General features: G+C 56.5%; 24 protein-coding genes, 1 tRNA gene and 2 rRNA genes. 19 read left to right on the plus strand and 8 right to left on the minus strand.

What is annotated here, in order from left to right; genetic code table 11:
- Positions 1 to 257 precede the first annotated feature (257 nt).
- The 10 genes from J5276_RS20125 (at position 258) to J5276_RS20170 (ending at position 10038) form a co-directional block, all read left to right on the plus strand.
- Positions 258 to 3064: ribosomal RNA gene (locus tag J5276_RS20125) — 23S ribosomal RNA — on the plus strand.
- Positions 3065 to 3285: 221 nt separating this feature from the next.
- A 5S ribosomal RNA gene (rrf, locus tag J5276_RS20130) occupies positions 3286 to 3400 on the plus strand.
- 257 nt (positions 3401 to 3657) lie between these two features.
- A tRNA-Met gene (locus J5276_RS20135) sits at positions 3658 to 3734 on the plus strand.
- A gap of 307 nt (positions 3735 to 4041) precedes the next feature.
- Positions 4042 to 4476, plus strand: a complete 435-nt coding sequence (locus tag J5276_RS20140) for an acetyl-CoA carboxylase biotin carboxyl carrier protein subunit (protein WP_060642168.1) — start codon at positions 4042 to 4044, stop codon at positions 4474 to 4476.
- Positions 4476 to 5864, plus strand: coding sequence for an acetyl-CoA carboxylase biotin carboxylase subunit (accC, locus tag J5276_RS20145; RefSeq protein WP_209159634.1), 1389 nt, complete (start codon positions 4476 to 4478; stop codon positions 5862 to 5864). Before J5276_RS20140 ends, accC begins: the two co-directional genes overlap by 1 nt.
- On the plus strand, positions 5861 to 6289 hold the full coding sequence (locus tag J5276_RS20150; RefSeq protein ID WP_025595283.1) for a hypothetical protein: 429 nt from the start codon (positions 5861 to 5863) through the stop codon (positions 6287 to 6289). Before accC ends, J5276_RS20150 begins: the two co-directional genes overlap by 4 nt.
- Positions 6286 to 6993: a 5-oxoprolinase subunit PxpB gene (gene pxpB, locus J5276_RS20155; RefSeq protein ID WP_111788736.1), complete on the plus strand. Its 708-nt coding sequence runs from the start codon at positions 6286 to 6288 to the stop codon at positions 6991 to 6993. Before J5276_RS20150 ends, pxpB begins: the two co-directional genes overlap by 4 nt.
- Positions 6990 to 7985 (plus strand): biotin-dependent carboxyltransferase family protein, encoded by a 996-nt coding sequence (locus J5276_RS20160; RefSeq protein WP_209159635.1) that lies wholly within the window; start codon positions 6990 to 6992, stop codon positions 7983 to 7985. Before pxpB ends, J5276_RS20160 begins: the two co-directional genes overlap by 4 nt.
- A 30-nt stretch (positions 7986 to 8015) precedes the next feature.
- A complete protein-coding gene (locus tag J5276_RS20165) occupies positions 8016 to 8783 on the plus strand; it encodes a 5-oxoprolinase subunit PxpA (protein ID WP_127966414.1) in 768 nt (255 codons plus the stop codon).
- A gap of 49 nt (positions 8784 to 8832) precedes the next feature.
- The gene (locus J5276_RS20170) at positions 8833 to 10038 is read left to right on the plus strand and encodes a pyridoxal phosphate-dependent aminotransferase (RefSeq protein WP_065703391.1); all 1206 of its coding nucleotides are present in this window, start codon (positions 8833 to 8835) and stop codon (positions 10036 to 10038) included.
- A 45-nt stretch (positions 10039 to 10083) separates the two neighbouring features.
- Here the strand turns inward: J5276_RS20170 and nac are convergent, their stop codons facing one another.
- The gene (gene nac, locus J5276_RS20175; protein ID WP_003518016.1) at positions 10084 to 10989 is read right to left on the minus strand and encodes a nitrogen assimilation transcriptional regulator NAC; all 906 of its coding nucleotides are present in this window, start codon (positions 10987 to 10989) and stop codon (positions 10084 to 10086) included.
- Between the two features lie 210 nt (positions 10990 to 11199).
- Between nac and J5276_RS20180 the strand changes: the two genes are divergently transcribed.
- The 6 genes from J5276_RS20180 (at position 11200) to J5276_RS20205 (ending at position 15839) form a co-directional block, all read left to right on the plus strand.
- Positions 11200 to 11979, plus strand: coding sequence for an SDR family oxidoreductase (locus J5276_RS20180; RefSeq protein WP_003518017.1), 780 nt, complete (start codon positions 11200 to 11202; stop codon positions 11977 to 11979).
- On the plus strand, positions 11976 to 12683 hold the full coding sequence (locus J5276_RS20185) for an amino acid ABC transporter permease (protein ID WP_003518018.1): 708 nt from the start codon (positions 11976 to 11978) through the stop codon (positions 12681 to 12683). The genes J5276_RS20180 and J5276_RS20185 overlap by 4 nt, the downstream gene beginning before the upstream one ends.
- Positions 12680 to 13438: an amino acid ABC transporter permease gene (locus J5276_RS20190; RefSeq protein WP_003518019.1), complete on the plus strand. Its 759-nt coding sequence runs from the start codon at positions 12680 to 12682 to the stop codon at positions 13436 to 13438. The genes J5276_RS20185 and J5276_RS20190 overlap by 4 nt, the downstream gene beginning before the upstream one ends.
- A complete protein-coding gene (locus J5276_RS20195) occupies positions 13435 to 14196 on the plus strand; it encodes an amino acid ABC transporter ATP-binding protein (protein WP_003518020.1) in 762 nt (253 codons plus the stop codon). Before J5276_RS20190 ends, J5276_RS20195 begins: the two co-directional genes overlap by 4 nt.
- A 30-nt stretch (positions 14197 to 14226) precedes the next feature.
- The gene (locus tag J5276_RS20200; RefSeq protein WP_019566615.1) at positions 14227 to 15063 is read left to right on the plus strand and encodes an ABC transporter substrate-binding protein; all 837 of its coding nucleotides are present in this window, start codon (positions 14227 to 14229) and stop codon (positions 15061 to 15063) included.
- 101 nt (positions 15064 to 15164) lie between these two features.
- Positions 15165 to 15839, plus strand: a complete 675-nt coding sequence (locus J5276_RS20205) for a 4-carboxy-4-hydroxy-2-oxoadipate aldolase/oxaloacetate decarboxylase (protein ID WP_003518022.1) — start codon at positions 15165 to 15167, stop codon at positions 15837 to 15839.
- A 211-nt stretch (positions 15840 to 16050) separates the two neighbouring features.
- Here J5276_RS20205 and speB read toward each other — a convergent pair whose 3' ends face one another.
- Genes speB through J5276_RS20230 form a run of 5 tightly spaced genes read right to left on the minus strand, consistent with a single transcriptional unit; the run spans position 16051 to position 19967 of the window.
- Positions 16051 to 17004 carry an agmatinase gene (gene speB, locus J5276_RS20210; RefSeq protein ID WP_013761977.1) on the minus strand — a complete coding sequence of 318 codons (954 nt, stop codon included), beginning with the start codon at positions 17002 to 17004 and terminating at the stop codon, positions 16051 to 16053.
- A 19-nt stretch (positions 17005 to 17023) separates the two neighbouring features.
- The gene (locus J5276_RS20215; protein ID WP_003518027.1) at positions 17024 to 17806 is read right to left on the minus strand and encodes an amino acid ABC transporter ATP-binding protein; all 783 of its coding nucleotides are present in this window, start codon (positions 17804 to 17806) and stop codon (positions 17024 to 17026) included.
- Between the two features lies 1 nt (position 17807).
- Positions 17808 to 18458, minus strand: coding sequence for an amino acid ABC transporter permease (locus J5276_RS20220; RefSeq protein ID WP_003518030.1), 651 nt, complete (start codon positions 18456 to 18458; stop codon positions 17808 to 17810).
- Positions 18455 to 19105, minus strand: coding sequence for an amino acid ABC transporter permease (locus J5276_RS20225; RefSeq protein WP_035199833.1), 651 nt, complete (start codon positions 19103 to 19105; stop codon positions 18455 to 18457). Before J5276_RS20225 ends, J5276_RS20220 begins: the two co-directional genes overlap by 4 nt.
- A 19-nt stretch (positions 19106 to 19124) precedes the next feature.
- On the minus strand, positions 19125 to 19967 hold the full coding sequence (locus J5276_RS20230) for a transporter substrate-binding domain-containing protein (RefSeq protein ID WP_174012176.1): 843 nt from the start codon (positions 19965 to 19967) through the stop codon (positions 19125 to 19127).
- A 112-nt stretch (positions 19968 to 20079) separates the two neighbouring features.
- Here J5276_RS20230 and J5276_RS20235 point away from each other — a divergent pair, with 112 nt between their 5' ends.
- The 3 genes from J5276_RS20235 (at position 20080) to arsK (ending at position 22714) form a co-directional block, all read left to right on the plus strand.
- The gene (locus tag J5276_RS20235; RefSeq protein ID WP_003518035.1) at positions 20080 to 21003 is read left to right on the plus strand and encodes a LysR family transcriptional regulator; all 924 of its coding nucleotides are present in this window, start codon (positions 20080 to 20082) and stop codon (positions 21001 to 21003) included.
- Between the two features lie 141 nt (positions 21004 to 21144).
- Positions 21145 to 21516: a helix-turn-helix transcriptional regulator gene (locus tag J5276_RS20240; protein WP_013761980.1), complete on the plus strand. Its 372-nt coding sequence runs from the start codon at positions 21145 to 21147 to the stop codon at positions 21514 to 21516.
- Positions 21503 to 22714 carry an arsenite efflux MFS transporter ArsK gene (gene arsK / locus J5276_RS20245; RefSeq protein ID WP_111802064.1) on the plus strand — a complete coding sequence of 404 codons (1212 nt, stop codon included), beginning with the start codon at positions 21503 to 21505 and terminating at the stop codon, positions 22712 to 22714. The genes J5276_RS20240 and arsK overlap by 14 nt, the downstream gene beginning before the upstream one ends.
- A 4-nt stretch (positions 22715 to 22718) precedes the next feature.
- On the opposite strand, the gene arsH is transcribed toward arsK, so the two are convergent.
- Together arsH and arsC are read right to left on the minus strand one after the other, a co-directional pair.
- Positions 22719 to 23447 (minus strand): arsenical resistance protein ArsH, encoded by a 729-nt coding sequence (gene arsH, locus J5276_RS20250; protein ID WP_035199836.1) that lies wholly within the window; start codon positions 23445 to 23447, stop codon positions 22719 to 22721.
- Positions 23422 to 23847 (minus strand): arsenate reductase (glutaredoxin), encoded by a 426-nt coding sequence (gene arsC, locus J5276_RS20255; RefSeq protein ID WP_003518039.1) that lies wholly within the window; start codon positions 23845 to 23847, stop codon positions 23422 to 23424. Before arsC ends, arsH begins: the two co-directional genes overlap by 26 nt.
- Positions 23848 to 23849 lie beyond the last annotated feature (2 nt).

Raw genomic sequence — 23849 nt, forward strand, 5'->3', positions numbered from 1 at the left:
CGCTTGTCCGAGGCATTTTTGTTGTTGGAGCTTTTGCTCCTCTGATGGGAATGCTGGATTGATGTTGCCTGACCGCGCATCACCGGATGATATCTCGAGAAGCTGGTCTTAATGATACGACCTCGAAGTGCACCGGCGTGCCTTCAAAGAGGATTGTATCGAACACGTCGATGTCATCAGGAGATAATCTGGTTGTAAAAGGTAACCGGATTGCCGTTCCTTTGGAACGGCTATGGATGAGCATAGACAATGAGAACGAAGAAGTGAATTAAGGGCATTTGGTGGATGCCTTGGCATGCACAGGCGAAGAAGGACGTGATACGCTGCGAAAAGCCGTGGGGAGCTGCGAATAAGCTTTGATCCATGGATCTCCGAATGGGGCAACCCACCTTAAATGCTTGGAAAATCCAGTCTGTTTTATGAACGGCCTGGGTTTCCAAGCATTGTGATAAGGTATCTTACTTTCGAATACATAGGGGTAAGAAGCGAACGCAGGGAACTGAAACATCTAAGTACCTGCAGGAAAGGACATCAACCGAGACTCCGTAAGTAGTGGCGAGCGAACGCGGACCAGGCCAGTGGCAATGATGAATAAAGCGGAACGATTTGGAAAAGTCGGCCATAGAGGGTGATAGCCCCTTACGCGTAGAACAGTCATTGTCCTTGAGTAGGGCGGGGCACGTGAAATCCTGTCTGAACATGGGGAGACCACTCTCCAAGCCTAAGTACTCGTGCATGACCGATAGCGAACAAGTACCGTGAGGGAAAGGTGAAAAGCACCCCGACGAGGGGAGTGAAATAGAACCTGAAACCGGATGCCTACAAACAGTCGGAGCCCGCAAGGGTGACGGCGTACCTTTTGTATAATGGGTCAACGACTTAGTGTAACTAGCAAGCTTAAGCCGGTAGGTGTAGGCGCAGCGAAAGCGAGTCTGAATAGGGCGATTGAGTTAGTTGCATTAGACCCGAAACCGAGTGATCTAGCCATGAGCAGGCTGAAGGTTGGGTAACACCAACTGGAGGGCCGAACCCGTATCTGTTGCAATAGATTGGGATGACTTGTGGCTAGGGGTGAAAGGCCAATCAAACTCGGAAATAGCTGGTTCTCCGCGAAATCTATTTAGGTAGAGCGTCGACCGAATACCCTCGGGGGTAGAGCACTGGATGGGCTATGGGGACTCACCGTCTTACTGATCCTAACCAAACTCCGAATACCGAGGAGTACTAGTCGGCAGACACACGGCGGGTGCTAACGTCCGTCGTGAAAAGGGCAACAACCCTGACCTCCAGCTAAGGTCCCCAAGTCATGGCTAAGTGGGAAAGGATGTGAGGATCCCAAAACAACCAGGATGTTGGCTTAGAAGCAGCCATCATTTAAAGAAAGCGTAACAGCTCACTGGTCTAAATAAGGGTCTTTGCGCCGAAAATGTAACGGGGCTAAAGCCATGCACCGAAGCTGAGGATGTGACAGTTGTAGTGACTGTTGCGTGGTAGCGGAGCGTTCCGTAAGTCTGTGAAGGCGGACCCGTGAGGGCTGCTGGAGATATCGGAAGTGCGAATGTTGACATGAGTAACGATAAAGGGAGTGAGAGACTCCCTCGCCGAAAGACCAAGGGTTCCTGCTTAAAGTTAATCTGAGCAGGGTTAGCCGGCCCCTAAGACGAGGCGGACACGCGTAGTCGATGGGAACCACGTTAATATTCGTGGGCCTGGTGGTAGTGACGGATCTCGTGTGTTGTACATTCTTACTGGATTGAATGTGCGGCGAAGAGGTTCCAGGAAATAGCTCCACCGTATAGACCGTACCCGAAACCGACACAGGTGGTCAGGTAGAGTATACCAAGGCGCTTGAGAGAACTATGTTGAAGGAACTCGGCAAATTGCACGCGTAACTTCGGAAGAAGCGTGACCCCATTTTACGCAAGTATGATGGGGTGGCACAGACCAGGGGGTAGCGACTGTTTATCAAAAACACAGGGCTCTGCGAAGTAGCAATACGACGTATAGGGTCTGACGCCTGCCCGGTGCTGGAAGGTTAAAGGGAGGGGTGCAAGCTCTGAACTGAAGCCCCAGTAAACGGCGGCCGTAACTATAACGGTCCTAAGGTAGCGAAATTCCTTGTCGGGTAAGTTCCGACCTGCACGAATGGCGTAACGACTTCCCCGCTGTCTCCAACATAGACTCAGTGAAATTGAATTCCCCGTGAAGATGCGGGGTTCCTGCGGTCAGACGGAAAGACCCCGTGCACCTTTACTATAGCTTTACACTGGCATTCGCCAAGGCATGTGTAGGATAGGTGGTAGGCTTTGAAGCAGGGACGCCAGTTCTTGTGGAGCCATCCTTGAAATACCACCCTTATCTTCGTGGATGTCTAACCGCGGTCCGTTATCCGGATCCGGGACAGTGTATGGTGGGTAGTTTGACTGGGGCGGTCGCCTCCGAAAGAGTAACGGAGGCGCGCGATGGTGGGCTCAGACCGGTCGGAAATCGGTCGTCGAGTGCAATGGCATAAGCCCGCCTGACTGCGAGACTGACAAGTCGAGCAGAGACGAAAGTCGGTCATAGTGATCCGGTGGTCCCGTGTGGAAGGGCCATCGCTCAACGGATAAAAGGTACGCCGGGGATAACAGGCTGATGACCCCCAAGAGTCCATATCGACGGGGTTGTTTGGCACCTCGATGTCGACTCATCGCATCCTGGGGCTGGAGCAGGTCCCAAGGGTATGGCTGTTCGCCATTTAAAGCGGTACGTGAGTTGGGTTCAGAACGTCGTGAGACAGTTCGGTCCCTATCTGCCGTGGGTGTAGGAATATTGACAGGATCTGTCCCTAGTACGAGAGGACCGGGATGGACGTATCTCTGGTGGATCTGTTGTCCTGCCAAGGGCATAGCAGAGTAGCTATATACGGAATGGATAACCGCTGAAGGCATCTAAGCGGGAAACCAACCTGAAAACGAGTGTTCCCTATCAGAGCCGTGGAAGACGACCACGTTGATAGGACGGGTGTGGAAGCATGGCAACATGTGAAGCTTACCGTTACTAATAGCTCGATCGACTTCTTCGTTCCCATTGTTCATGCTCATCAAAGATGAGCATCATCTGTTCTGTCCTGACGCGCATAGCGCTCCGGACGGGCCGCGCCACAGGGCGCGACGACCTCTGGTCTGTATGGCAAACATACGGGAAGGGTCGCAGAAAGACGTGTTAAATTAAATGAAGCGCAAGCTTCCCAGCTTCTCGAAACAACACTCATGTGAAAACATGAACTGTGTTGCGTTTTGCCGACCTGGTGGTTATCGCGGGGCGGCTGCACCCGTTCCCATTCCGAACACGGCCGTGAAACGCCCCAGCGCCAATGGTACTCCGTCTCAAGACGCGGGAGAGTAGGTCGCTGCCAGGTCTGCAAAACGCAACAAATATCTTCTCAAGCAAACTCTTCGGCCCAGCCGATACAAAGGGCCGCTCAAAGCGGCCTTTTTGCATTGCGTAACATGAAAACATAAGGAAAACGCAACGTGCGTCCCTTAAAGGAGACAAATCGCCTTCGGCAATTTGCTCCGGAACTATACATCACAGCGTCCCTGTGATGCAGTCGCGATAAATCCAATACGGATTTACGCTGGTCGCGATAAATCCCATAGGGATTTACGCTGGTAACGCGGGGTGGAGCAGCCCGGTAGCTCGTCAGGCTCATAACCTGAAGGCCGCAGGTTCAAATCCTGCCCCCGCAACCATCTTCAAGACTATCAACAACAAAGCCCTCCCATCCCGGAGGGCGCCTTGCGTTTAGGGCCTTGGATACCGCAAATGAATTGCTGGCGGTATAGCCACGTGGGGCTCTGATGGCGTGCAGCGGTCGATCCATTACGCACACTCGAGCTTCGCGAACTCAACGGGCTCACGGCCCCTATTCATTGAACACCTCCATCAAAAGTTCTTCTGACCCCATCAAACAGCCTATCGTGCTAGGTCTAAGGCAGCCGAAAGTGACCCCGATCGTGCGGGATTACCGGGTGGCTTTGGACAATGCCGAGTACGCTTATGGACCTGCCAAAGATAAAGACGCTGATTGATTTTGTCGGACGAACGAACGTCACCGAACTCATGGTGACAGAGAAAAGCGTAACTGTGCGGATATTCAAAACCGCACCTCGAACAGAGACTGGCAGCAATGTCCCGGTCAAAGCCGAGGATGACGCCCTGATCGATCGGTCGGAGTCGATCCTTCCTGCCGCCACATCGGCCACTTCCGTTCATGCCCCGATTTTTGGGGTTTTGCATCGCGCTTCCGCGCCGGGACAACCTTCATTTGTCGAGGCTGGAGATGTGGTCGAGGAGGGGCAGGCCCTCTTCATCATCGAAGCCATGAAAGTCTTCAATAAAATTGTTGCGCCACGCGCTGGCCGGATCACCTATCTGACGGAGGTTGATGGTGGCGAGGTTGAGGCCAATGATTTGCTGGCGGAGATCGCGTAGTGGCGGCAGGTCTCAACACCACATCGGATATACCGGGTTTCGACACGGTCCTGATTGCCAACCGGGGTGAAATTGCTGCACGCATTCAGCGCGCCTGCCGCGAATTGGGCTTGAAGACCGTGGCCATCTGCTCTGAGGCGGACAGGCAGGCTCCATATGGCCAAACGGCTGATACCTTCCTTTGTGTTGGCCCGGCGAATGCTGCCAAGAGCTACCTCAATCAGAATGCTATCTTAATCGCTGCCCGTCTGACGGGTGCGGGTGCGATCCATCCCGGTTATGGATTTCTGTCCGAAAATGCCGCCTTTTCTCAGGCTGTCGAAGATGCCGGTCTCGTATTCATCGGTCCGGACGCAAGGTCGATCTCCACGATGGGCGACAAGATCGCTGCCAAACGGGCAATGATTGCGGCCGGTGTGCCATGTGTACCGGGACCGGATACAGCGCTTCCCGAGGATGCTGAAACGGTTGAGCGTATCGCGAATGAGATCGGCTATCCAATCATCATCAAGGCTGCGGGCGGTGGTGGCGGGCGTGGCATGCGGGTGGTGCAGGAAGCTGCCTTGCTTCATGAAGCCATTACCTTGACGAGGGAGGAGGCGAGGCAGGCTTTTGGCTCTGCTGTCCTCTATATGGAGAAGTTTCTCCAGCATCCCCGTCATATCGAGATACAGGTCTTGTGCGACACGCACGGCAATGCCGTCTGGCTTGGTCACCGCGACTGTTCGATGCAACGTCGTCATCAAAAAGTGGTCGAAGAAGCGCCAGCGCCTGGAATTTCGGTCGATGTGATCCAGCCGGTTGGTATGGCTTGCGTCGAGGCTTGCCGACAGATTGGCTATCGCGGGGTGGGAACTTTCGAATTCCTGTTTGAAGACGGCAAGTTCTATTTCATCGAGATGAATACGCGCTTGCAGGTCGAACATCCCGTCACGGAAATGACGAGCGGCATCGACATCGTTCAGGCCCAGATCAAGGCGGCGCAGGGTAAGCCTCTGGACTTGCGGCAGGCAGATGTTATCTGCGACGGACATTCTTTCGAATGCCGGATCAATGCCGAAGATCCTGATAAGTTTCTCCCCTCGGCAGGCATCGTGACCAATCTTGTGCTGCCGGAAGGAGAGGGGATTCGCGTCGATACCCATATCCATGTCGGCTACCGGGTGTCACCCTATTATGATTCCTTGATCGCCAAGTTGATCGTACATGCGCCGACCCGTGCTGAAGCCATGGTTAGGATGCGCCAAGCGCTTGCGGGTACACGGGTGGAGGGTATTTCGACCAATCTTCCGCTCCTGCGCGCCCTGTTTGAGGACGAGGCTTTTGCGCAGGGCCAAACAGACATTCACTATCTTGAACAATGGCTAAAAGAACGGAACGCGGCATGAGCAGGCCCGACTTTAGCGACCCTGTCTTACTCACAGCTTTGACCGATATGCTGACGGATGCAGGCGTGGATGGCGTGGAAATCACGACGCCTGAGGGTCAGGTACGCATTATTGTTTCTGCTTCGGCAAGATCTGCAATTTCCGTCGCCGGCACTGTTTGCTCACCAAAGGGCGCTGTTTCGAAAGTGGTGGTAAAAGCGCCGATTGCCGGTCTCTTCTGCTCTTCTAAGCCTGCTCTGCCTGCAAAAATGCAAAATCTTCCGCGTTTGGTTGCTGCAGATGACGTGATTGGATTTATCCGGATCGACCACATTCTCATCCCCGTTGTCGCGGGTCGTAACGGTTCGCTCGTCAATCAGCTTGCCGTGCAGGATGCTCTGGTTGGTTTTGGTGATCCGCTGTTCGAAATCGAGCTTCAATCATGATTGCGACATCGAACACTCTAGCACCTCGTCACGAAATCCAGCCCGTCATCAAAGGCCAGGCGCGCGTTTCGTTCATAGGCTCCCGGTCATTCTTGCTCGAAGCATCCGGCGAATTTGATCTGCCAGCACAACGCTGGATCTGGGCGCTTTCGCAAACGGTAAAAGTCTGGGCAGGTGTTGCGGAAGTCATTCCCGGCATGACGAACCTTTTGGCGATTTTTAAGGAAACGCCTGAAGATCCAGAGTTCATCGTGTCCCAGTTGCTCGATGCCTGGGATAAAGCAGCCAGTCTGGATATTGTCGGGAAGACAGTTGAAATACCGGTACATTATGGGGGCGAATACGCTGCCGACCTTCCAGCCATCTGTGATTTTTCAGGGCTGAGCGACCGCGAAGTCGTGCGGATTCACCATGAGGCGACCTACCGCGTCTTCGCGCTTGGGAGCGCGCCGGGCTTTGGCTATCTGCATGGTCTTGATGCGCGCATCTATATGCCCCGAAAAACCGTGCCATCGATCAAGATGGAAAAGGGTTGCGTGACGATCGGTGGAATGCAGACGGGTGTGGCGATGTTGACCGGACCGAATGGGTGGAATTCCATCGGTTACGCCGATTTGCAGATGTTCGATCCCGCCTCTTCTGCGCCAGCTCTTTTGGCACCCGGAGATACGGTACGCTTCATACCTACAGGGATCGAGCTATGATCGAGATTATCGAAACCGGCCCCTTCAACACCGTGCAAGACCTCGGTCGCCCCGGTTACCGTGACATCGGAGTTTCTGCTGGCGGTGCCATGGATCCTCTGTCGCTTAAGATCGGCAATATTCTGACCGGTAATGCCGCAGATGCTGCCGTCATCGAGGTCCAGACTTTTCCATTCAGATTGCGTTTTACGAAAACAGCAACATTTGCCGTTACCGGGACGGATGGGCGCCCGTTGCTTGACGGGAAAGAGCTGCTTTCCTGGTGCGCTCATATCGGCAAGGAAGGTCAGATACTGGAACTGAGGCAGCCGCCGAAACTCGCCCGCGCCTATGTCGCAGTTACGGGCGGGTTGGACGTTCCGGTTTTGATGGGATCTCGAAGCACGGCACTGCGCGGCAGTTTCGGCGGTCACGATGGGCGACCGCTTGCAAAAGGTGACAGGCTCGAAATAGGGGCTTCCGCCGATCTGTTACCACTGCCATCAAACGGGCTTGGTGTAGTTGAGCCTTCCGTGGCTTTAAGCGATATTTTCCCGCCTGTAGTGGACGGCGTTTTGCCGATACGTGCTATTCCGGCCGGTGAACAAAAGCTGTTTGCCAATGATGGCGAGGAATTCTGGAGCCAGATCTGGCGCATATCCTCCCGCAGCGACCGGACCGGTTACCGGCTGTCGGGTGATCCTATAAAACCGACCGAAGCCATCGAAATGCGTTCCCACGGTGTGATGCCGGGCGTTGTACAGGTGCCGCCAGGTGGCGAGCCGATCATCCAGATGAGCGATGCAAATACGGCGGGCGGTTATCCAAAGATTGCCGGCGTGATCGAAGCCGACCTGTGGCGGTTAGGACAGGCACGCGCGGGTGGGAAGATCAAATTCGTGAGGTCCAATCACGAGGAAGCGCGTGTGGCCGAGCGGGCAGTTGCGAAATACGTCGATGATGTTCGCCAGACCTCACAAATGGTCAAGCGAGCGCTGAATGCGATGGGTTGACGGACAACCAGGGAGCAAAGGGAGGAAACGATGAAGATCGATCTGAACTCCGACATGGGCGAAGGCTTCGGTCCTTACCGGCTCTGTGACGACGAAGCGATGATGAAGATCGTATCGTCGGCTAATATTGCCTGTGGTTTTCATGGCGGCGAGCCAGATACGATGGCGCGAATGGTTCGCCTTGCCAAAGAAAATGGCGTCGGCATCGGCGCACATCCGGGATTGCCTGATAGGGCAGGCTTCGGCCGACGCGAAATGCCCTTCCAGCCGGATGAGTTGAGACAGCAGATGCTCTATCAGCTCGGGGCCTTGATCGCGATTGCCAAAAGCGAAGGCGTCGAAGTCGGGCACTTCAGTTTTCATGCGGCCATGGGCAATATGGTCAATCGCGACCCGGCGCTTGCTGATATGATGATGAATGCCATTTCTGCAGTTGATCCGAAGCTTGTGGTGTTCGTAACGCCGGACAGCGAAATCGAGAGAGCGGCAAAACGCGCTGGATTGAAGACCCTGGCATTGTTTTTGGCCGATCGCGCCTATGACGCCAGGGGAAGCCTTGTAGCGCGGGGTCTTCCCGGCGCGCTGGTCAAGGATGAACCATCGGTGCGCGCCCGTGTCCGCCGGTTCCTGACCGATGGCACGGTCGAAGCCATTGATGGCACGGTCATCACAATGCCGGCTCGCTCCATTCTCGTCCACAGTGATACGCCCGGTTCACTGGAGCTGGCGCGTATCGTGCGTAGTGAAATCAGCGCCTCCGGCGCAACGCTCGCGCCTGCCGCAGAACTCGCGTCTTAATGGGCCTCTGGTTGGCCCGTTCTCTAAATCTTACTGAAAGATCATGCAGATGCCCTCTACATCAGACCGCCTGAAAAACGTCTCCATCTCCGCTTCCGCCGCCATGACCCAACGCGCCAGAGAGCTGGCCGCGCAGGGTGTCAAGGTGGTCAGCCTCTCCTCAGGTGAACCGGACTTCCCGACGCCTGCTCACGCAATCGAGGCCGCGCACGAAGCAGCCCTTGGCGGGCAGACGAAATATCCACCGATGGATGGCACGCCTGCGCTGAAAGCCGCGATCGCCAGAAAGTTCAAGCGGGACAATAATCTGACCTACGATGCCAGCCAGATCATCGTTTCCGCAGGCGGCAAACAGGTAATTTTCAACGCCATGCTTGCAACCTGCAATCCGGGCGACGAGGTCGTTATTCCCACCCCGTCATGGGTCAGCTATGCGGATATCGTCAAATTCGCAGGGGGTGTTCCCGTCGCTGTGCCGTGCGTCGAACAAACCGGTTTCAAACTGCGTGCCGAAGATTTGGAAGCTGCGATTACGCCACGTACGAAGTGGCTCATTCTCAATTTTCCCAACAACCCCACCGGCGCCGCCTGTTCCCGCGCGGAGATGAAAGCAATCGCAGAGGTTATGCTGCGTCATCCCCATGTCTGGATCCTGACTGACGATATTTACGAGCATCTTGTCTATGATGGCTTCGAATTCGGCACAATTGCCGATGTGGAGCCGCGGCTTTATGACCGCGTTCTGACAATGAACGGCGTGTCGAAGGCTTACGCCATGACGGGATGGCGTCTGGGCTATTGCGCCAGCGGCTCGAAGGAACTTATCGCCGCAATAAGCAATGTAAACGGTCAGAACGGCGGCGGCATTGCCACTGTTTCGCAGGCGGCAGCGATTGCAGCGCTGGACGGTCCCCAGGATCTTCTTAAAGAACGCGCCGCTATCTATCGCGACCGTCGCGATTTTGTTCTGAGCAAACTCGGCGAGATTGACGGTTTGCGCTGCCATAAGCCGGAAGGCGCCTTTTACCTCTATCCCAATATGTCTGGGCTTATCGGCAAGACCACCAAGGGCGGACGCAAAATCGAAGGCGATGTGGATTTTGTGATGGCGCTGGTTGATGAGCATCACGTGGCAACGGTACAGGGCGCCGCCTATGGTATGAGCCCATACTTCCGGATCTCCTATGCAACGAGCATGGAGATGTTGAGCGAAGGTTGCGCCCGCATTGCGCAGTTCTGCCAGGATATGCGTTGATCCTGAAAACGATCCTTTGGCTCGGCTGCCGGGCCAAAGGATACTCTAAAGTTTCAATTTTTCCGTCAGTTCCACCAGAATATCCTTGACGGCAAAAGCCGGCTCAGACAGCGAATTCTGGTCGGACATGCAGAGCGACAGTGTTTCTTCTATCCGTGGCGACAGCAGCCGGCAAATAAGTGGTTCGCTCGTTTCCGAGACGATCCGGTTGGCAATGGCTTTTGGCATGATGGTTGCGCCGAGACCACTTGCAACGGCGCGGGCAAGCGTCCTGACGATTTCCACTTCCGCGACGACCTTCAGATTGATCCGGCTGCGGGTGAATGCCGTGTCTACAGCGCGCCGGACAAAATTATACGCGGGTGGCATCAGCATGGGCATGCCATCAAGCGCGGCGATCGGCACCGGTTTTGAATCCGCTTCGATTGCGAAATCGCGATGTGCGACAAGATAAAATTCTTCGCTGAGCATGGGCTCGAATTTTACGCCCTTGATTGGTCCGACGCCGTGGATCAATGCCAGTTCCAGACGTCCATTCATGATCATCTGGCTATAGGTTTGTCCCACACTTTCCGTCAGGTGGATCAATATCCCCGGATGTCGCTTGCGCGTTTCCGCCAACAGCTCCACGGAAAGCGTTGCAGCGCTGCTGAATGGGACCAGACCGACAGAGACGCGTCCCGCAATTGAGTTACCAGCCGCCGATACGTCAACCTGCGCCTGTTCCATCTGGCGCAATATGATCTGTGCATGGCGGTAAACGGCATGTCCCGCATCCGTCATCGTCACGCCCTGCTGGCTGCGGATGAGCAATTTCTGGCCGAAATGATCTTCAAGCGCGGCTAGTTGCTGGCTGAGTGCCGGTTGCGCCAGATGCAGAATATCTGCGGCGCGCGTGATGCTGCCACTGTCTACGATGACGATGAATGATTTGAGACGTCTTATATCCATGCTTGGCGCAGCTTACAGGCTCGCACGCGTTTTGCAATCTGGGCGCCAGAGCGGAAAGCTCCTGCCTGGAACAAGAACATCCCGGAATCCCGTCTCTAATTGCCTGTTTGCGGGTCTCCATAAAACTTACTTATTACTCCAAAAATAATCGGTCTTAGGCAAGCAGGGAAAGCTTCGCTAGTGTTGATGGTAACAAAAAAGGGGATCAGAATGCCATTCTCCGATTACAAGACCGCTTTGGTCACCGGTGCTTCATCCGGTATCGGTGCCGCTGTCGTAGAGCGGTTTTGCCGCGAAAACATTGAAGTCCACGCGGTTGCCCGCAGCGCCGGCGCCCTGAATGAACTCGCCGAACGCACCGGATGCATACCGCACGCGATCGACGTTACCGATCGCGCTGCAATTGCCGATCTTGCAAACAAGGTGCAGTTCGACATTCTCGTGAACAATGCCGGCGTCGACAGGCCGAAGAAGTTCCTTCAGGCTGATGCGGAGGATATCGACCTTTTGATCGATGTGAATCTCCGTGCCGTTCTCCACATCTGCCGGCTGATTGTTCCGGGCATGGTGGAGCGTGATCGCGGGCATGTCGTCAATATCTCGTCCATCGCCGGAAACTATAATTTCGGCGGCAACTCGACCTATCATGCCGTTAAAGCTGGTGTCGCCATGCTTTCGAACCAGTTGAGGCTGGATGCATTCGGCAGACGCGTCCGCGTAACGGAGATTTGCCCCGGCCGCGTGGCGACGGATATCTTCACTCACGTTCACGGCAACGATCCGAGCGTGCGCGAGCGCTTCATCGATGGTTTCGAGCTGCCGAAAGCGGAAGATATTGCCGACGCGATTGCCTTTGCCGTTGCCGCGCCAGTTTCAATGAATATCGGCCATATGGAAATTACCCCGACATTGCAGGTTATGGGCGGACTTCAGACGGCCAAACCGCAGACTGTGGCGCAAGCTGACGCAGCGAAGGAACAAAAGCCGTGAGCGGTTTCGACCTGTCGGCAATCCTGAGCGACCCGCAATATATTGCAATGCTCTGGCACGGATTGCAGATGACCTTCGTCATCTTTATCGGGTCCTGGTCTCTCGCCATGACGCTTGCGCTGGTCCTGTTATGCGTGCGATTTTCATCGTCGCGTTTTGCTGATCGCGCCGTGGCGGCCTATGTTTCCTACCACCGCAATGTGCCCACACTCGTGCAATTGATGCTGTGGTACTTCGGGATATTCACGCTCCTGCCTTCAGGTTTGACGGACTGGCTGATCGGTCACAATGCCGAAGCGATCTTTGCCGTGGTGGGTCTTGGTCTCTGTCAGGCAGCCTATTTCAGTGAGGATCTGCGTTCAGGCCTGCGCTCCGTCAGCCCGGGACAGATGGAGGCGGCCAAGGCATTGGGCCACGGTTATCTCTCCGCGATGCGCTTCATCATCATGCCGCAAGGCGTGCGCAATGCCCTGCCGCCGCTCATCAATCACAGTGTCTCCCTGTTCAAGAACAGCAGCCTCGCCCTCATTATCGGCGCTTCCGAATTGACCCATGCCATCAAGGAAATTGAAAATCTCAGCTTCCAGACCTTCGAGATCTATCTTGTCGGAACTGTTCTGTACCTCTTCTTCTCGCTGTTGATCATGGGTGCCGGTGCGTATCTTTCGATGCGCCTTGATCCGGCGTGGAGGGCACGCGGATGATCGGCGATATGATTACCATCGTTCATGACAACTGGTTGCTGCTGCTGATCGGGCAATATCCGAACGGCCCGCTTGGAGGGCTTGCGAACACGATCATCCTGTCTGCCCTTGCCATCGCACTGGCCTTTCCTGTCAGCATCCTTATGGCGATGGCGCGCCTGTCCAAGTGGCGGCTCCTGCGGTGGCCGGTAACGGGGCTGGTCTATGTCACGCGCGGCGTGCCTTTGCTCATGCTCATCCTTTGGAGTTATTTCCTCGTTCCGCTCTGGACCGGCGCAGACGTGCCGAGCTTCGTCATCATGTTGACGACGCTTGTCATCTATCAGGGCGCATTTCTCAGCGAAGTCGTAAGAGCGGGTATTGTCGCTCTTGGTGCCGGGCAGATGGATGCGGCGAGAGCGCTTGGCCACAGCTATCTCGGTGCAATGCGCTTCATCATCTTGCCGCAGGCGCTTTACAACATGATCCCCAGCATGATCTCGACATTCGTCGCCACGATCAAGGATACGACGCTCGGTTACGTCATCAACGTACCCGACCTCACCTTTGCGGCAAGTCAGGTCAATAATCAGCTTCTGACACAACCATTCCAGGTCTTCCTCATCCTCGCGGTTGTCTACTACGCCATTTGCTGGAGCTTGACGTATCTCGCAAATGCCGTCGAGCGGCGTATCGCCAAACGCCGTGCCGGTGTGGTCGGTCGCCGGCAACAGGCATTGCAGGCGCAGGCGAAAATCATAACGGAGCAGCCATGACAAACACGGCATCATCAACACAGCAGACCATCCGCATTTCCAATGTCTGCAAGAGTTATGGCGACTACGAAGTTTTGAAGAATGTCGACGCCGAAGTTGCGCGGGGCGAGGTTATCGTCATCTGCGGCCCTTCCGGCTCCGGCAAATCCACATTGATCCGTACCGTCAATCGTCTCGAAGAGATCAACAGCGGATCCATCACGCTCGATGGGCAGGATATTCACGCGGCAACCAAGACAAAGGAACTCAATCTTCTGCGCAGCAGAGTTGGTTTTGTGTTCCAGAATTTCAATCTCTTTCCGCACCTGTCTGTTGTCGAAAATGTCACGATTTCCCCGATCCGGGTGAAAGGCGTCGCACCTGATGTTGCCCGCCAGAAAGCTTTGAAGCTTCTGGATCGGGTAGGCCTCTCCGACAAGGCTGGCGCCTATCCGGGGCAATTGTCCGGCGGTCAGCAGCAGCGCGTGGCAATTGCGCGTGCGCTGGCCATGGAGCCGCCCGTCATGTTGTTCGATGAACCGACAAGCGCTCTCGACCCGGAAATGGTTGGAGAGGTGCTGGCCGTCATGAAGGGGCTCGCGGCAGAGGGCATGACCATGCTTTGCGTGACCCACGAAATGGGCTTTGCCCGTGAAGTTGCCGACCGCATCTGGTTCATCGACGCCGGCGAAATTCTCGAAAAAGCGACGCCGGAAGAGTTTTTCACAGCACCACGCCATCCGCGCGCGCAGCGGTTCCTTTCCGATCTGCGCCACTGATACCAATCAATCATAAGAGGAGAACTGACCATGAACTGGAAATGCCTGACACTTACCGTTGCACTGGCTGGAACCGCTCTCGCGTCACCAGCGGCGGCTGATCAACTCGATACGATCATGGCGAACAAGGTGCTTCGTTGCGCAACCTTTGCTGATGTCGTGCCATTCGCGGCACCCGATCCGAAGACCCGTGAAATGGCCGGTTTTGACGTTGATCTTTGCAACGCGATCGCCAAGGAACTGGGCGTTAAGGCCGAAGTCAAACCGGTGTCGGTGGAAGCCCGTGTGCCGGAAGTCAAGCTTGGCCGCGTCGATATCACCGTCGCCAATCTCGCCTACACACAAAGCCGCGCCGAGCAGATTCAGTTCAGCGATCCCTATTATCTCGCCAAGGAAATGCTGATCGTGCCGGTTGATGATGCCGGCAAGAAGAAGTCGGATTACGAAGGCCAGCGTGTCGCCTCCACCAAGGGCTCGACCTCTGAAATGTCTATCAAGCTCAACAAGTCCGAGCCGCTGACCTTCCAGGATACTGCCTCTGCCTATCTTGCCGTTCAGCAGGGCAAGGCGCGGGGTATGGTGGCCAACACCATGACCACCACCAAGTTCGTCAATGAATCGAAGACCAAGGGCAAACCGATGCGCATGATCGAGGAGCCGATGCTCTATCAGCCGATCGGTGTCGGCATGGCAAAGGACAATCCTGCCCTCACAGCGAAGATCAATGAAGTGCTGCGCACACTCGACGCCTCCGGCGAGATAAACAAAATCTGGGACAAGTGGCTTGGCCCGAATACCGAATACAAAATGACCCGTACGGACAAGGTCGTCCCGCTCTCCGAGCTGAAATTCGACCCGATCCCCTGATCCCGCCTGGCTTCAAGCCACGGCAACGATTGACACATGACAATTAAACTCAATGCGAGTGGCGGGACGTTCCCGCCGCCAGCCTTACCGTGGGAGGTTTTATGATCCACATTAAAGATATAGCAGAACGGCCAAGCAAGGCAGACATCGAAGCCCTTTCGAAGTTTTCGCCGGCAACCATCCACGAGGCACAGGGTCGCAGGGGCGCACTTTCCTCCCGCATCAAGCCTGTCGATTACCGCATGAAACTGTGTGGTCCCGCCTTTACCGTCAAATGCGCGCCGCGTGACAACATCATGTTGCAGCTGGCCATTAATTACGCCAAGCCCGGCGACATCATCGTGGTTTCAGCTGGTGAGTACGAAGAGGCTGGTTCCTTTGGCGACGTGCTGGCAAATGCCTGCCTTGCAAAGGGGATCGGTGGTCTGGTGACGGATACCGGTGTGCGTGACACCTTGCAGCTTCGAGACCTTGGCTTCCCTGTGTTCTCGTTCAGCGTCTGCATCAAGGGTACCGTCAAGGAAACGATTGCCGCAGTAAACGATACGATCATCATTGGCGATGAGATCGTCAATCCCGGCGACATCATTGTTGGCGATGCGGACGGTTTGGTGGTTGTGCGTCGTGCTGACGCTCAGGAATCGGCACGTCTTTCGCAAATTCGCGAAGATGCTGAAGCGGGCTTCATTGAAGCTTACAAGCAGGGCAAATCCGTTATCGAGGTTAGCAATCTGGAGCCCGTCCTGAAGGCAAAGGGGCTTGTTGTTGATATCTGATTTTTGCGTGGTGCAGCGAGGCGCGTTTGGCGTTTTTGGACTTTTAAAACCGTCGCAACCATAGCTACAATCAATGCAAACAAAAGCCCTCCCCCCGTGGAGGGCTTTTGGCTTCACGTCTGACGAGACCATCGAACTCCAGGAAGCCCCAAGGGCGGCCCTTCTTGCGCGCTGCGTGTCCAAGGATCCAGTACCGGCGGATCGCGGTTTTTTATGCGTTCCGAGCTATGAAGATACGTCCGATCGTGTTGAGCAGAATCTGCGCAGCCAGAATGGCGGTGGAGCCGGTGTGATCGTAATCAGGCGCGACCTCGACCAGATCAATGCCGACGATCTCGCCACGCTTTGCAAGACCTGCAATCAGTTCCAGTACCTCGTAATAGATGAAGCCGCCATGGCTCGGGGTCCCGGTTCCTGGCGCGATGGACGGGTCGAAGCCATCGATATCGATCGAAAGATAATAGCGCTTGCCCGCGGGGATGCGCTCCACTACGGCGTCCACGCCGAGTTTGCGGATCTGGCGCACGGAGAGAATATCCGAGCCCTGGGAGCGGGCATAGTCGTATCCTTCCTTTGCGGTGGAGGAGACGTTGCGGATACCGAGCTGGGTCATTCCGGTGACCCACGGTTTTTCCGAGGCGCGGCGCATGGGGCTGCCATGTCCGAAGCGGACGCCGTGACGCTCATCGACGAAATCCAGATGCGCGTCGATCTGCACCAGATGGATCGGCTCCTGATCGCTGAAGGCATTGATGCAGGGGATGTTGATGGAGTGGTCTCCGCCAAGCACCACAGGCAGTGCGCCGGCTTTAAGGATTTTGCGGACGCCGAACTCGATATTCGCGTGGCTGTTCACCGTATCGGTATGAACAATGTCGGCGTCGCCTATATCGACGATCTTCACGCCTTCCAGATATGTGACGTCGTCCTCGTGATCGTAGGCGCCCGCGTGGCCGAAGGAAAACAGGGTGGAGGCCTCACGGATGCTGCGCGGCCCGAAGCGGGCGCCGGGGCGCCATTGCGTCCCAAAATCGAACGGGGCACCGAGAACCGCCACATCCGCGTCGATCGCGTCCCAGTTTTCGACGTAGGGACTTTTGGCAAAGGTGGAAATACCGACGAATGGCAGGTTCAATCGTCCGCCGTCATAGCCGTGGGCAGTCATGGAGATGTCCTTTCAGATATCAAAGTGCGCGCTCGCGCCAGGTTTGCAGAAATTGTGAAAGGCGTTCGCTCTTCGGATTACTGAAAAGCGTCTGCGGCGCGCCTTCCTCAACGATCTTGCCGTCATCCATGAAGACAACACGGTTGGCCGCATGTGCGGCAAAACCCATTTCGTGCGTGACGATGACCATGGTCATTCCTTCCGCCGCGAGCGTCTTCATGACGGAAAGCACTTCACCGACAAGTTCGGGATCGAGTGCCGAGGTCGGCTCGTCGAACAGCATGGCGCGAGGGTTCACCGCCAGTGCGCGGGCGATGGCGACGCGTTGCTTCTGCCCACCGGACAGGCCGTCGGGTCGGCGGTCAGCGAAAGCGGCAAGCCCGACTTTATCCAGCATGGCGCGGCCGCGCTTTATCGCTTCGGCCTGGGGAAGACCATGGACGAGCCTGAGCGCCAATGTCACGTTTTTGATGACGCTCATATGCGGCCACAGATGAAAGTGCTGAAAGACCATTCCAAGCGGGCGGCGCGTCTCTGCCAGTTCTTTCGGACCGGCGCGTTCGCGGCCAAGCGGGGTTTCACGCCAGCCGATCAGGCGGCCGAAGACATCGACATCACCCGCGTCATAGGGATCGAGAAATGCAAGCGAGCGCAGAAGCGTGCTCTTGCCCGATCCCGAAGGTCCGATGATGCACAGGACATCACCCATATGAATGTCGAGATCGATGCCTTTCAGAACGGTCTTGTCACCGAACCGTTTCTCCAGGCCGCGCGCGGAAATAACAACTGTTCGTTCGCTCATGTCAGGAGCCTTCGGTGGAAAGGCGGCGTTCGAGATAGAGGCCGAGCCGCGACAGGATTTCGACGATTGCCCAGTAGAGCAGGGCAATGGTGAGATAAGGGGTTACGACCGCGAAGGTGATCGAGCTGATCGTACCGGCGACCTTGGTCAGCTCGCTGAGCGTGATGACGGACAGAACGGCGGATTCCTTGACGAGATTAATGGCCTGGCCGACGGAAGCCGGCAGCGTCAGTGCCAGCGCCTGCGGCATCTGGATGTGGAGAAAGGTGTCGCCGGAGGTAATGCCCAGCATTCCCGCCGCTTCGATCTCGCCTCTTGGAACGGCATTGAAACCGGCGCGGAAAATCTCCGCAAAGGGGCCAGCGCCATAGAGGCCGAGACCGACGATGCCGGCGGCATAGGGGCTGAGGATCAGCCCCAATTGCGGGCCGCCATAATAGAAAAGAAACAGGATCAGCGCGAGCGGCGCGCCGCGGGCAAACTCCACATAAAGCCTTACCGGCAGGGAGATGGCCATGTACCGCGACCGTAGCGCCGCAGCCAGCACGATACCAATGATGACGGCCAGTGCGATACCCGCAATGGAAACTGTCAGTGTTGTGAACAACCCGGCCGCATAGAGAGGAATATCGTTCAGGAAGCCGGAAATCATCGCGTCGCTCCCTTTGTGAGGTGCCGTTCGACAAGGAGGCCTATTCCCGCAAGCAGCGCTCCAACCGCGACATAAAGCAGGAGAGCCGAGAGATAGGCGTCGAGTGGCCGGAAGGTGGTGGCCGCATATTGCTGGGCACGGCGCGTCAAGTCGGTGACGGCGATGACCGAAACGAGTGAGGAGTTCTTCACGAGAGCCTGTATCTCGCCGACAAGTGCCGGCAACATGGTTCTGAAGGCCTGAGGCACTTCAATGTGCAGGAATGTACGACCTGCGGAAAGGCCGAGCATGGCGGCGGCTTCCCGCTCTCCCTTTGGAATGGATTGCAGGCCTGCCCTGTATATCTCCGACTGGAAGGCGGCTGTGTTTAGCGCCAGCGCCAAAGTTGCGGCAGCAACCGGCGTCAGATCCAGCCCCAGAAGTGGCAGGACGTAGAAGACGATGAGCAGCTGGACTAGAATGGGCGTGCCTCGCCAGAAGGAGATGTAGAGACCGGATGCCAGGCGGGGCAGGCGGCCGCTGCGACCGCAGGCCGCGAGGAGAAGGGCCAGCGGCGCTCCCAGAAGAAGCGCCGAAAGGCTGACGGTCAGCGTGGTGAAGAGGCCGTCCACAAGAACCGGCCAGATGGCAAAAGATATCTTGTCCATGACCGGTTCGACCTGCCGGTCACTCAGTCGCCGGCAGAGTGTCGGGCAGCTCCATCTGCGCGCCGAACCATTTCTTCTGGAATTCGGCCAGTTTGCCGGATGCATTGAGCTTTGCCAATTCACTGTCCATGAAGGCATTTAGCGTCGCACTGTCAGTATCGTTGCGGCCCGCCCATGAGAAATAGGTCTTCGGTCCGAAGGTCGGCAGAACGACTTCAAAAGCATCCGGCCGCTGGCGTGCAGCTTCCAGAAGGTTTGGAAGCGAGTTGACGACGGCGCGCAGGCGCCCGGCACCGAGGTCGGCATAAGCTTCCGAGAAATCCGTGTAGCTGGAGACCGTCGTGGCATCCTTGCCGGCGGCCTTCAGTTCGGCGGAAAACGTCTCAAGCGCCTTGAGCTGCGCGGAGCCCGCCTGCGAGCCGACGGGCTTACCCGCGATATCTTCCGGCTTGGAGATCTCGGCATCGCCCTTGCGTTTCAGGATTGCCATCGTCGCATCGGCGACGGGGGCTGAGAGCTTGTAGGCCTTCATGCGTTCCGGCGTCACGGTGACCGAGGTCACGACATAATCGAAGCGGCTGGCGGCAAGGCCTGGCAGGATGCCCTGCCAGGGCAGATCGAGACGCTTCAGCTCAACGCCCGGCAAGGCTTTCATGACTTCTTGCATGATGTCAGCGGAATAACCGACGATCTTGCCGTCTTCGACAAATTCGAACGGCGCAAACCGGGCCTCGGTTGCGACAGTGAAAACCTTATCGGCCTTGATCTTTTCCAGAAGATCGGCGGCATGGGCGGATGCGCCGAGGCTGACGGCGAAGGCTGCGCAGAGCGTGAGAGATTTCAGAGTGAGCAGGTTTTGCATGGTTTCGTTCCCTTATTGGTTTGTCATTGGGGAGGAGGAAACCATGGACATTATTCCAGAAAAATAGGAAACTGATGAAGTTTATATTTGTAAAATTGATGTAACGGTTCCCATGCAGCTCGCGCAATCCGACCTTCGTTCTCTCGCCGTCTTCCGCGCCGTCGTGGAGCACAAGAGTTTTCTCGGCGCGCAAATCACGCTCGGGCTGAGCCAGTCCGCTGTCAGTTTCCATATCAAGGCGCTGGAAGACAGGCTCGGTTTCAAGCTGTGTCGGCGAGGGCGATCCGGTTTTGAATTGACGGATCGCGGCGCGCTCGTGCATGAGCGTTCGAAAGTGCTGTTCCTGGCGCTGAACGCCTTCGAAAGCGATATCGGTACGCTCAAGAACCGTATTACCGGTACGTTGCGACTGGGACTTGTGGACAACACGATTACCGATCACGACCTGCCCATTCACCGCATCATCGCCCGCATCAGCGAAAAGGCGCCGGAAGCACGTATCGAGCTGGTGATCGACACGCCGGACGCCCTGTTGTCGGAAATTGCCAATGGCGGCCTGGACATCGCACTTTTACCGGAAACGCTGCCGTATCAGGGCCTGAAGCTTTCGCGCTTCAGGGAAGAGGCGCATTCACTGTATTGCGCGAAGGGACACCAGCTCTTTCATCTTCCCGATGCCGAACTTTCCGTCGAGCGCATCGAATCCTTCGATTTTGTCGTGCGGCCCTATGCCAATATGCGTGAGCTGCAATATTTTCCGCAGGCACGGGCGCGCGCTTCGGCCTCCAACATGGAGGCGCAGGCGATGTTCGTGATGTCCGGCCACTATGTTGGGTATCTGCCTGATCATTATGCAGATGATTGGGTCCAGAAAGGAATTTTCCGGCCGTTGATGGCAGCAAAGACCCGTATCCAGTCCACCTTCGTTATTGCCACGCGGTCCGCTGAAAAGCCTTCGACGGTGCTCGATTTCTTCATTCGCGAACTCGCCGGTTTCGCATCAGAGGCGTTTCACAAGAACGCGCGCAAGGCGTAGAGCATACGCCGCTCATAGCCCCGTCGCCGCGAACGCCTACGTATGTTCCAGAGGGGCAAGTGTGATCTCGGGAAGAAATTGCCTTGCCGATGGCATCGCCGTTCGCTATCCATACTTCAATAATTCAAGGATTATTGAAGTATGGATCAGCATCAGGCTCTTTCGGCATTTGCTGCCCTCTCTCAGGAGACGCGCCTCGCGATCGTTCGAGCACTTGTCGTTGCCGGTCCTGACGGACTGGCCGCCGGTGCAATCGCCGAGCGCATGGGCGTCTCGGCGACGAACGTGTCGTTTCATCTCAAGGAACTGGAGCGGTCTGGCCTGGTCTCGCAACGACGAATATCGAGGTCTATCCTTTACAGCGCCAGCTACGACACTTTGGCCGAGCTTGTGAAATTCCTGGTAGAAGACTGTTGTGCCGAACATCCGGCGATTCTGGAGAATGTCGAGCGAAGCGATGGATGCGCCAGTCCGGCCGGCACTTCCTCCGATGGGGGCAATGTCGTTGCATAATTCGAAAGTACCTGCTGGCATCGTCTCAGCGCTTGGCCTCACGCAGATCATCGGTTACGGCACTCTCTATTACAGTTTCAGTATTCTTGCCCCCGGCATGGCGGAAGACCTCGACCTGACATTGGCGGAGGTATTTGGCGTCTTCTCGGTGTCGCTTTTCATCGGAGGTCTGTCGGCAACCTATATCGGCAGGCAGATGGATAGGATCGGAGCCGCCACGGTGATGACGGTCGGCTCAGGCCTTGCGGCCTTGATGCTGTCGCTCTGTGCCTGGTCACCGTCAGTCGCAATCTTCGCCGTTGCCATCATCCTGCTCGAGGTATCGTCCGGAATGGTGCAGTATCAGGCCGCATTCGCGACGCTGGTCGAAAGCGATCCCAGAACCGCATCCAGGAGCATCACCTACCTCACGCTGATCGGTGGGTTCGCATCGACGATCTTCTGGCCGATCTCGGCCGCGCTTTCCGAATGGATGTCGTGGCGTGAGATCTATCTGGTCTTTGCAGCGCTGAATCTGTTCCTTTGCATGCCTCTACACGTCTGGATCATGCGCGTCGGCAAGACCGGACCGAATGCGGATGCGGCCGTCCCTCGCGAAGCCATAATCGGAGCAATCCCCCACGATGCGCGCCGCCGAAGCATGATCATGGTGTCGTTCGCCTTCGCGCTTCTCGGATTTTCGCTTGCCGCGATCCTCGCGCACATGGTGCCGATGCTCGGTTCCATCGGGCTAGGTGGCGCGGCAGTAGTTATAGGATCTCTGTTCGGTCCGGCACAGGTCGCAAGCCGCCTGATCAACATGGTCTTCGGAAAGAACCTGTCGCCGCCAGCGCTCGCCGTCCTGTCGGCGGTGCTGATCGTGTTCGGCATCCTGATCTTGCTGGCAACGCGAGACTGGCTACCGGGGGCAGTCGCGTTCGCAATCTGCCTCGGGCTTGGGTCAGGCATCAACAGCATCGCGCAGGGCAGCCTGCCACTCTATCTGTTCGGATCGGAAGGGTATGGCGCGATCACGGGCAAGATGGCGGCAGCTCGACTGGCGCTCGGAGCCGGGGCACCCTTCGCGTTCGCGGCGTCCATGGAAAACTTTGGCCTGAGCCTGTCACTCATTGGAAACGCATGTCTCGGCGCGGTCAGCATCACGGCATTCGTTGCGGTGGCAGCATCCTGTCGGCGGCCAGCCACCGCAACAACCTAGGTCGTCAGATCGATTTCAGGGAGACCCGCTTCTCCAACTCGACCGCTTCTTCCTTCCGCTCGCTGTAGCGGTCGGTCAAATAGGCCGAGGCATCGCGGGTCATGATGGTGAACTTCACCAGCTCCTCGCAGACATCTACCACCCGGTCGTAATAGGGAGACGGCTTCATCCGTCCGCTAGCATCGAACTCCTGATACGCCCTTGCGACCGACGATTGGTTGGGGATGGTGATCATCCGCATCCATCGCCCGAGGATACGCATCTGGTTCACGGCATTGAAGGACTGGCTGCCGCCGGAAACCTCCATGACGGCGAGCGTCTTGCCCTGTGTCGGGCGAACAGATCCGAGTGAGAGAGGAATCCAGTCGATCTGCGACTTCATGATGCCGGTCATCGCGCCGTGGCGCTCGGGGCTTACCCAAACCTGCCCTTCCGACCATTGCGAGAGCTCACGCAATTCCTGCACCTTCGGGTGGCTCACCGGTGCTTCGTCGGGCAAAGGCAGGCCCTTCGGATCGAATATCCGAACTTCGCATCCAAGCCGTTCGAGCAGCCGCCCTGCTTCGAAGGCAAGCAAACGACTGTAGGATACCTCGCGTAGCGAACCGTAGAGGATCAGAATGCGGGGCTTATGTGTCGAAAAGGCCGGACGCAGAGCATCGAGATCAATCGCGTGCAGGTGCTGGCCCTCAAGTGCGGGGAATGTGTCAGGCAATGCGCTTTCCTTCATCATCGAGGACCTGTTCGCCGTCTTCTTTGGTAAACGGCCCCTTGAATGCGTCTGCCGGAAGTATATCCAGAACCACTTCCGAGGGGCGCGACAACCGCGTACCCATCGGGGTGATGACGAATGGTCGGTTGATCAGGATTGGCGTCTCGAGCATGGCATCGATCAACTGGTCATCGGTCAGTTCAGGATATCCAAGCCCAAGCACCGTATAGGGCGTGCCCTTCTCGCGGATCGCCTCGCGGACGGTCAGCCCGGCGTCGGCGATCATCTTGACGAGTTGCTCGCGGCTCGGCGGGGTTTTCAGATACTCGATCACAGTGGGTTGAATACCGGCGTGCTCAATGAGTGCGAGGGTGTTGCGCGAAGTGCCGCAATCCGGGTTGTGATAGATGGTGACGTCCATGC

The organism is Agrobacterium sp. S7/73 (assembly GCF_019355535.1).
Lineage (GTDB): Bacteria > Pseudomonadota > Alphaproteobacteria > Rhizobiales > Rhizobiaceae > Agrobacterium > Agrobacterium tumefaciens.

What these genes read in the sequence shown, in the direction of transcription:
- arsH (WP_035199836.1), bottom strand. Translation starts at nt 23,447, where the DNA reads ATGATGAAGGAAAGCGCATTGCCTGACACATTCCCCGCACTTGAGGGC.
- J5276_RS20230 (WP_174012176.1), bottom strand. Translation starts at nt 19,967, where the DNA reads ATGCAAAACCTGCTCACTCTGAAATCTCTCACGCTCTGCGCAGCCTTC.
- J5276_RS20170 (WP_065703391.1), top strand. Translation starts at nt 8,833, where the DNA reads ATGCCCTCTACATCAGACCGCCTGAAAAACGTCTCCATCTCCGCTTCC.
- J5276_RS20215 (WP_003518027.1), bottom strand. Translation starts at nt 17,806, where the DNA reads ATGAGCGAACGAACAGTTGTTATTTCCGCGCGCGGCCTGGAGAAACGG.
- J5276_RS20140 (WP_060642168.1), top strand. Translation starts at nt 4,042, where the DNA reads ATGGACCTGCCAAAGATAAAGACGCTGATTGATTTTGTCGGACGAACG.
- pxpB (WP_111788736.1), top strand. Translation starts at nt 6,286, where the DNA reads ATGATTGCGACATCGAACACTCTAGCACCTCGTCACGAAATCCAGCCC.
- J5276_RS20205 (WP_003518022.1), top strand. Translation starts at nt 15,165, where the DNA reads ATGATCCACATTAAAGATATAGCAGAACGGCCAAGCAAGGCAGACATC.
- J5276_RS20220 (WP_003518030.1), bottom strand. Translation starts at nt 18,458, where the DNA reads ATGATTTCCGGCTTCCTGAACGATATTCCTCTCTATGCGGCCGGGTTG.
- arsK (WP_111802064.1), top strand. Translation starts at nt 21,503, where the DNA reads ATGTCGTTGCATAATTCGAAAGTACCTGCTGGCATCGTCTCAGCGCTT.
- J5276_RS20180 (WP_003518017.1), top strand. Translation starts at nt 11,200, where the DNA reads ATGCCATTCTCCGATTACAAGACCGCTTTGGTCACCGGTGCTTCATCC.
- J5276_RS20190 (WP_003518019.1), top strand. Translation starts at nt 12,680, where the DNA reads ATGATCGGCGATATGATTACCATCGTTCATGACAACTGGTTGCTGCTG.
- J5276_RS20240 (WP_013761980.1), top strand. Translation starts at nt 21,145, where the DNA reads ATGGATCAGCATCAGGCTCTTTCGGCATTTGCTGCCCTCTCTCAGGAG.
- speB (WP_013761977.1), bottom strand. Translation starts at nt 17,004, where the DNA reads ATGACTGCCCACGGCTATGACGGCGGACGATTGAACCTGCCATTCGTC.
- J5276_RS20160 (WP_209159635.1), top strand. Translation starts at nt 6,990, where the DNA reads ATGATCGAGATTATCGAAACCGGCCCCTTCAACACCGTGCAAGACCTC.
- J5276_RS20200 (WP_019566615.1), top strand. Translation starts at nt 14,227, where the DNA reads ATGAACTGGAAATGCCTGACACTTACCGTTGCACTGGCTGGAACCGCT.
- arsC (WP_003518039.1), bottom strand. Translation starts at nt 23,847, where the DNA reads ATGGACGTCACCATCTATCACAACCCGGATTGCGGCACTTCGCGCAAC.
- nac (WP_003518016.1), bottom strand. Translation starts at nt 10,989, where the DNA reads ATGGATATAAGACGTCTCAAATCATTCATCGTCATCGTAGACAGTGGC.
- J5276_RS20165 (WP_127966414.1), top strand. Translation starts at nt 8,016, where the DNA reads ATGAAGATCGATCTGAACTCCGACATGGGCGAAGGCTTCGGTCCTTAC.
- J5276_RS20195 (WP_003518020.1), top strand. Translation starts at nt 13,435, where the DNA reads ATGACAAACACGGCATCATCAACACAGCAGACCATCCGCATTTCCAAT.
- J5276_RS20225 (WP_035199833.1), bottom strand. Translation starts at nt 19,105, where the DNA reads ATGGACAAGATATCTTTTGCCATCTGGCCGGTTCTTGTGGACGGCCTC.
- J5276_RS20235 (WP_003518035.1), top strand. Translation starts at nt 20,080, where the DNA reads ATGCAGCTCGCGCAATCCGACCTTCGTTCTCTCGCCGTCTTCCGCGCC.
- J5276_RS20150 (WP_025595283.1), top strand. Translation starts at nt 5,861, where the DNA reads ATGAGCAGGCCCGACTTTAGCGACCCTGTCTTACTCACAGCTTTGACC.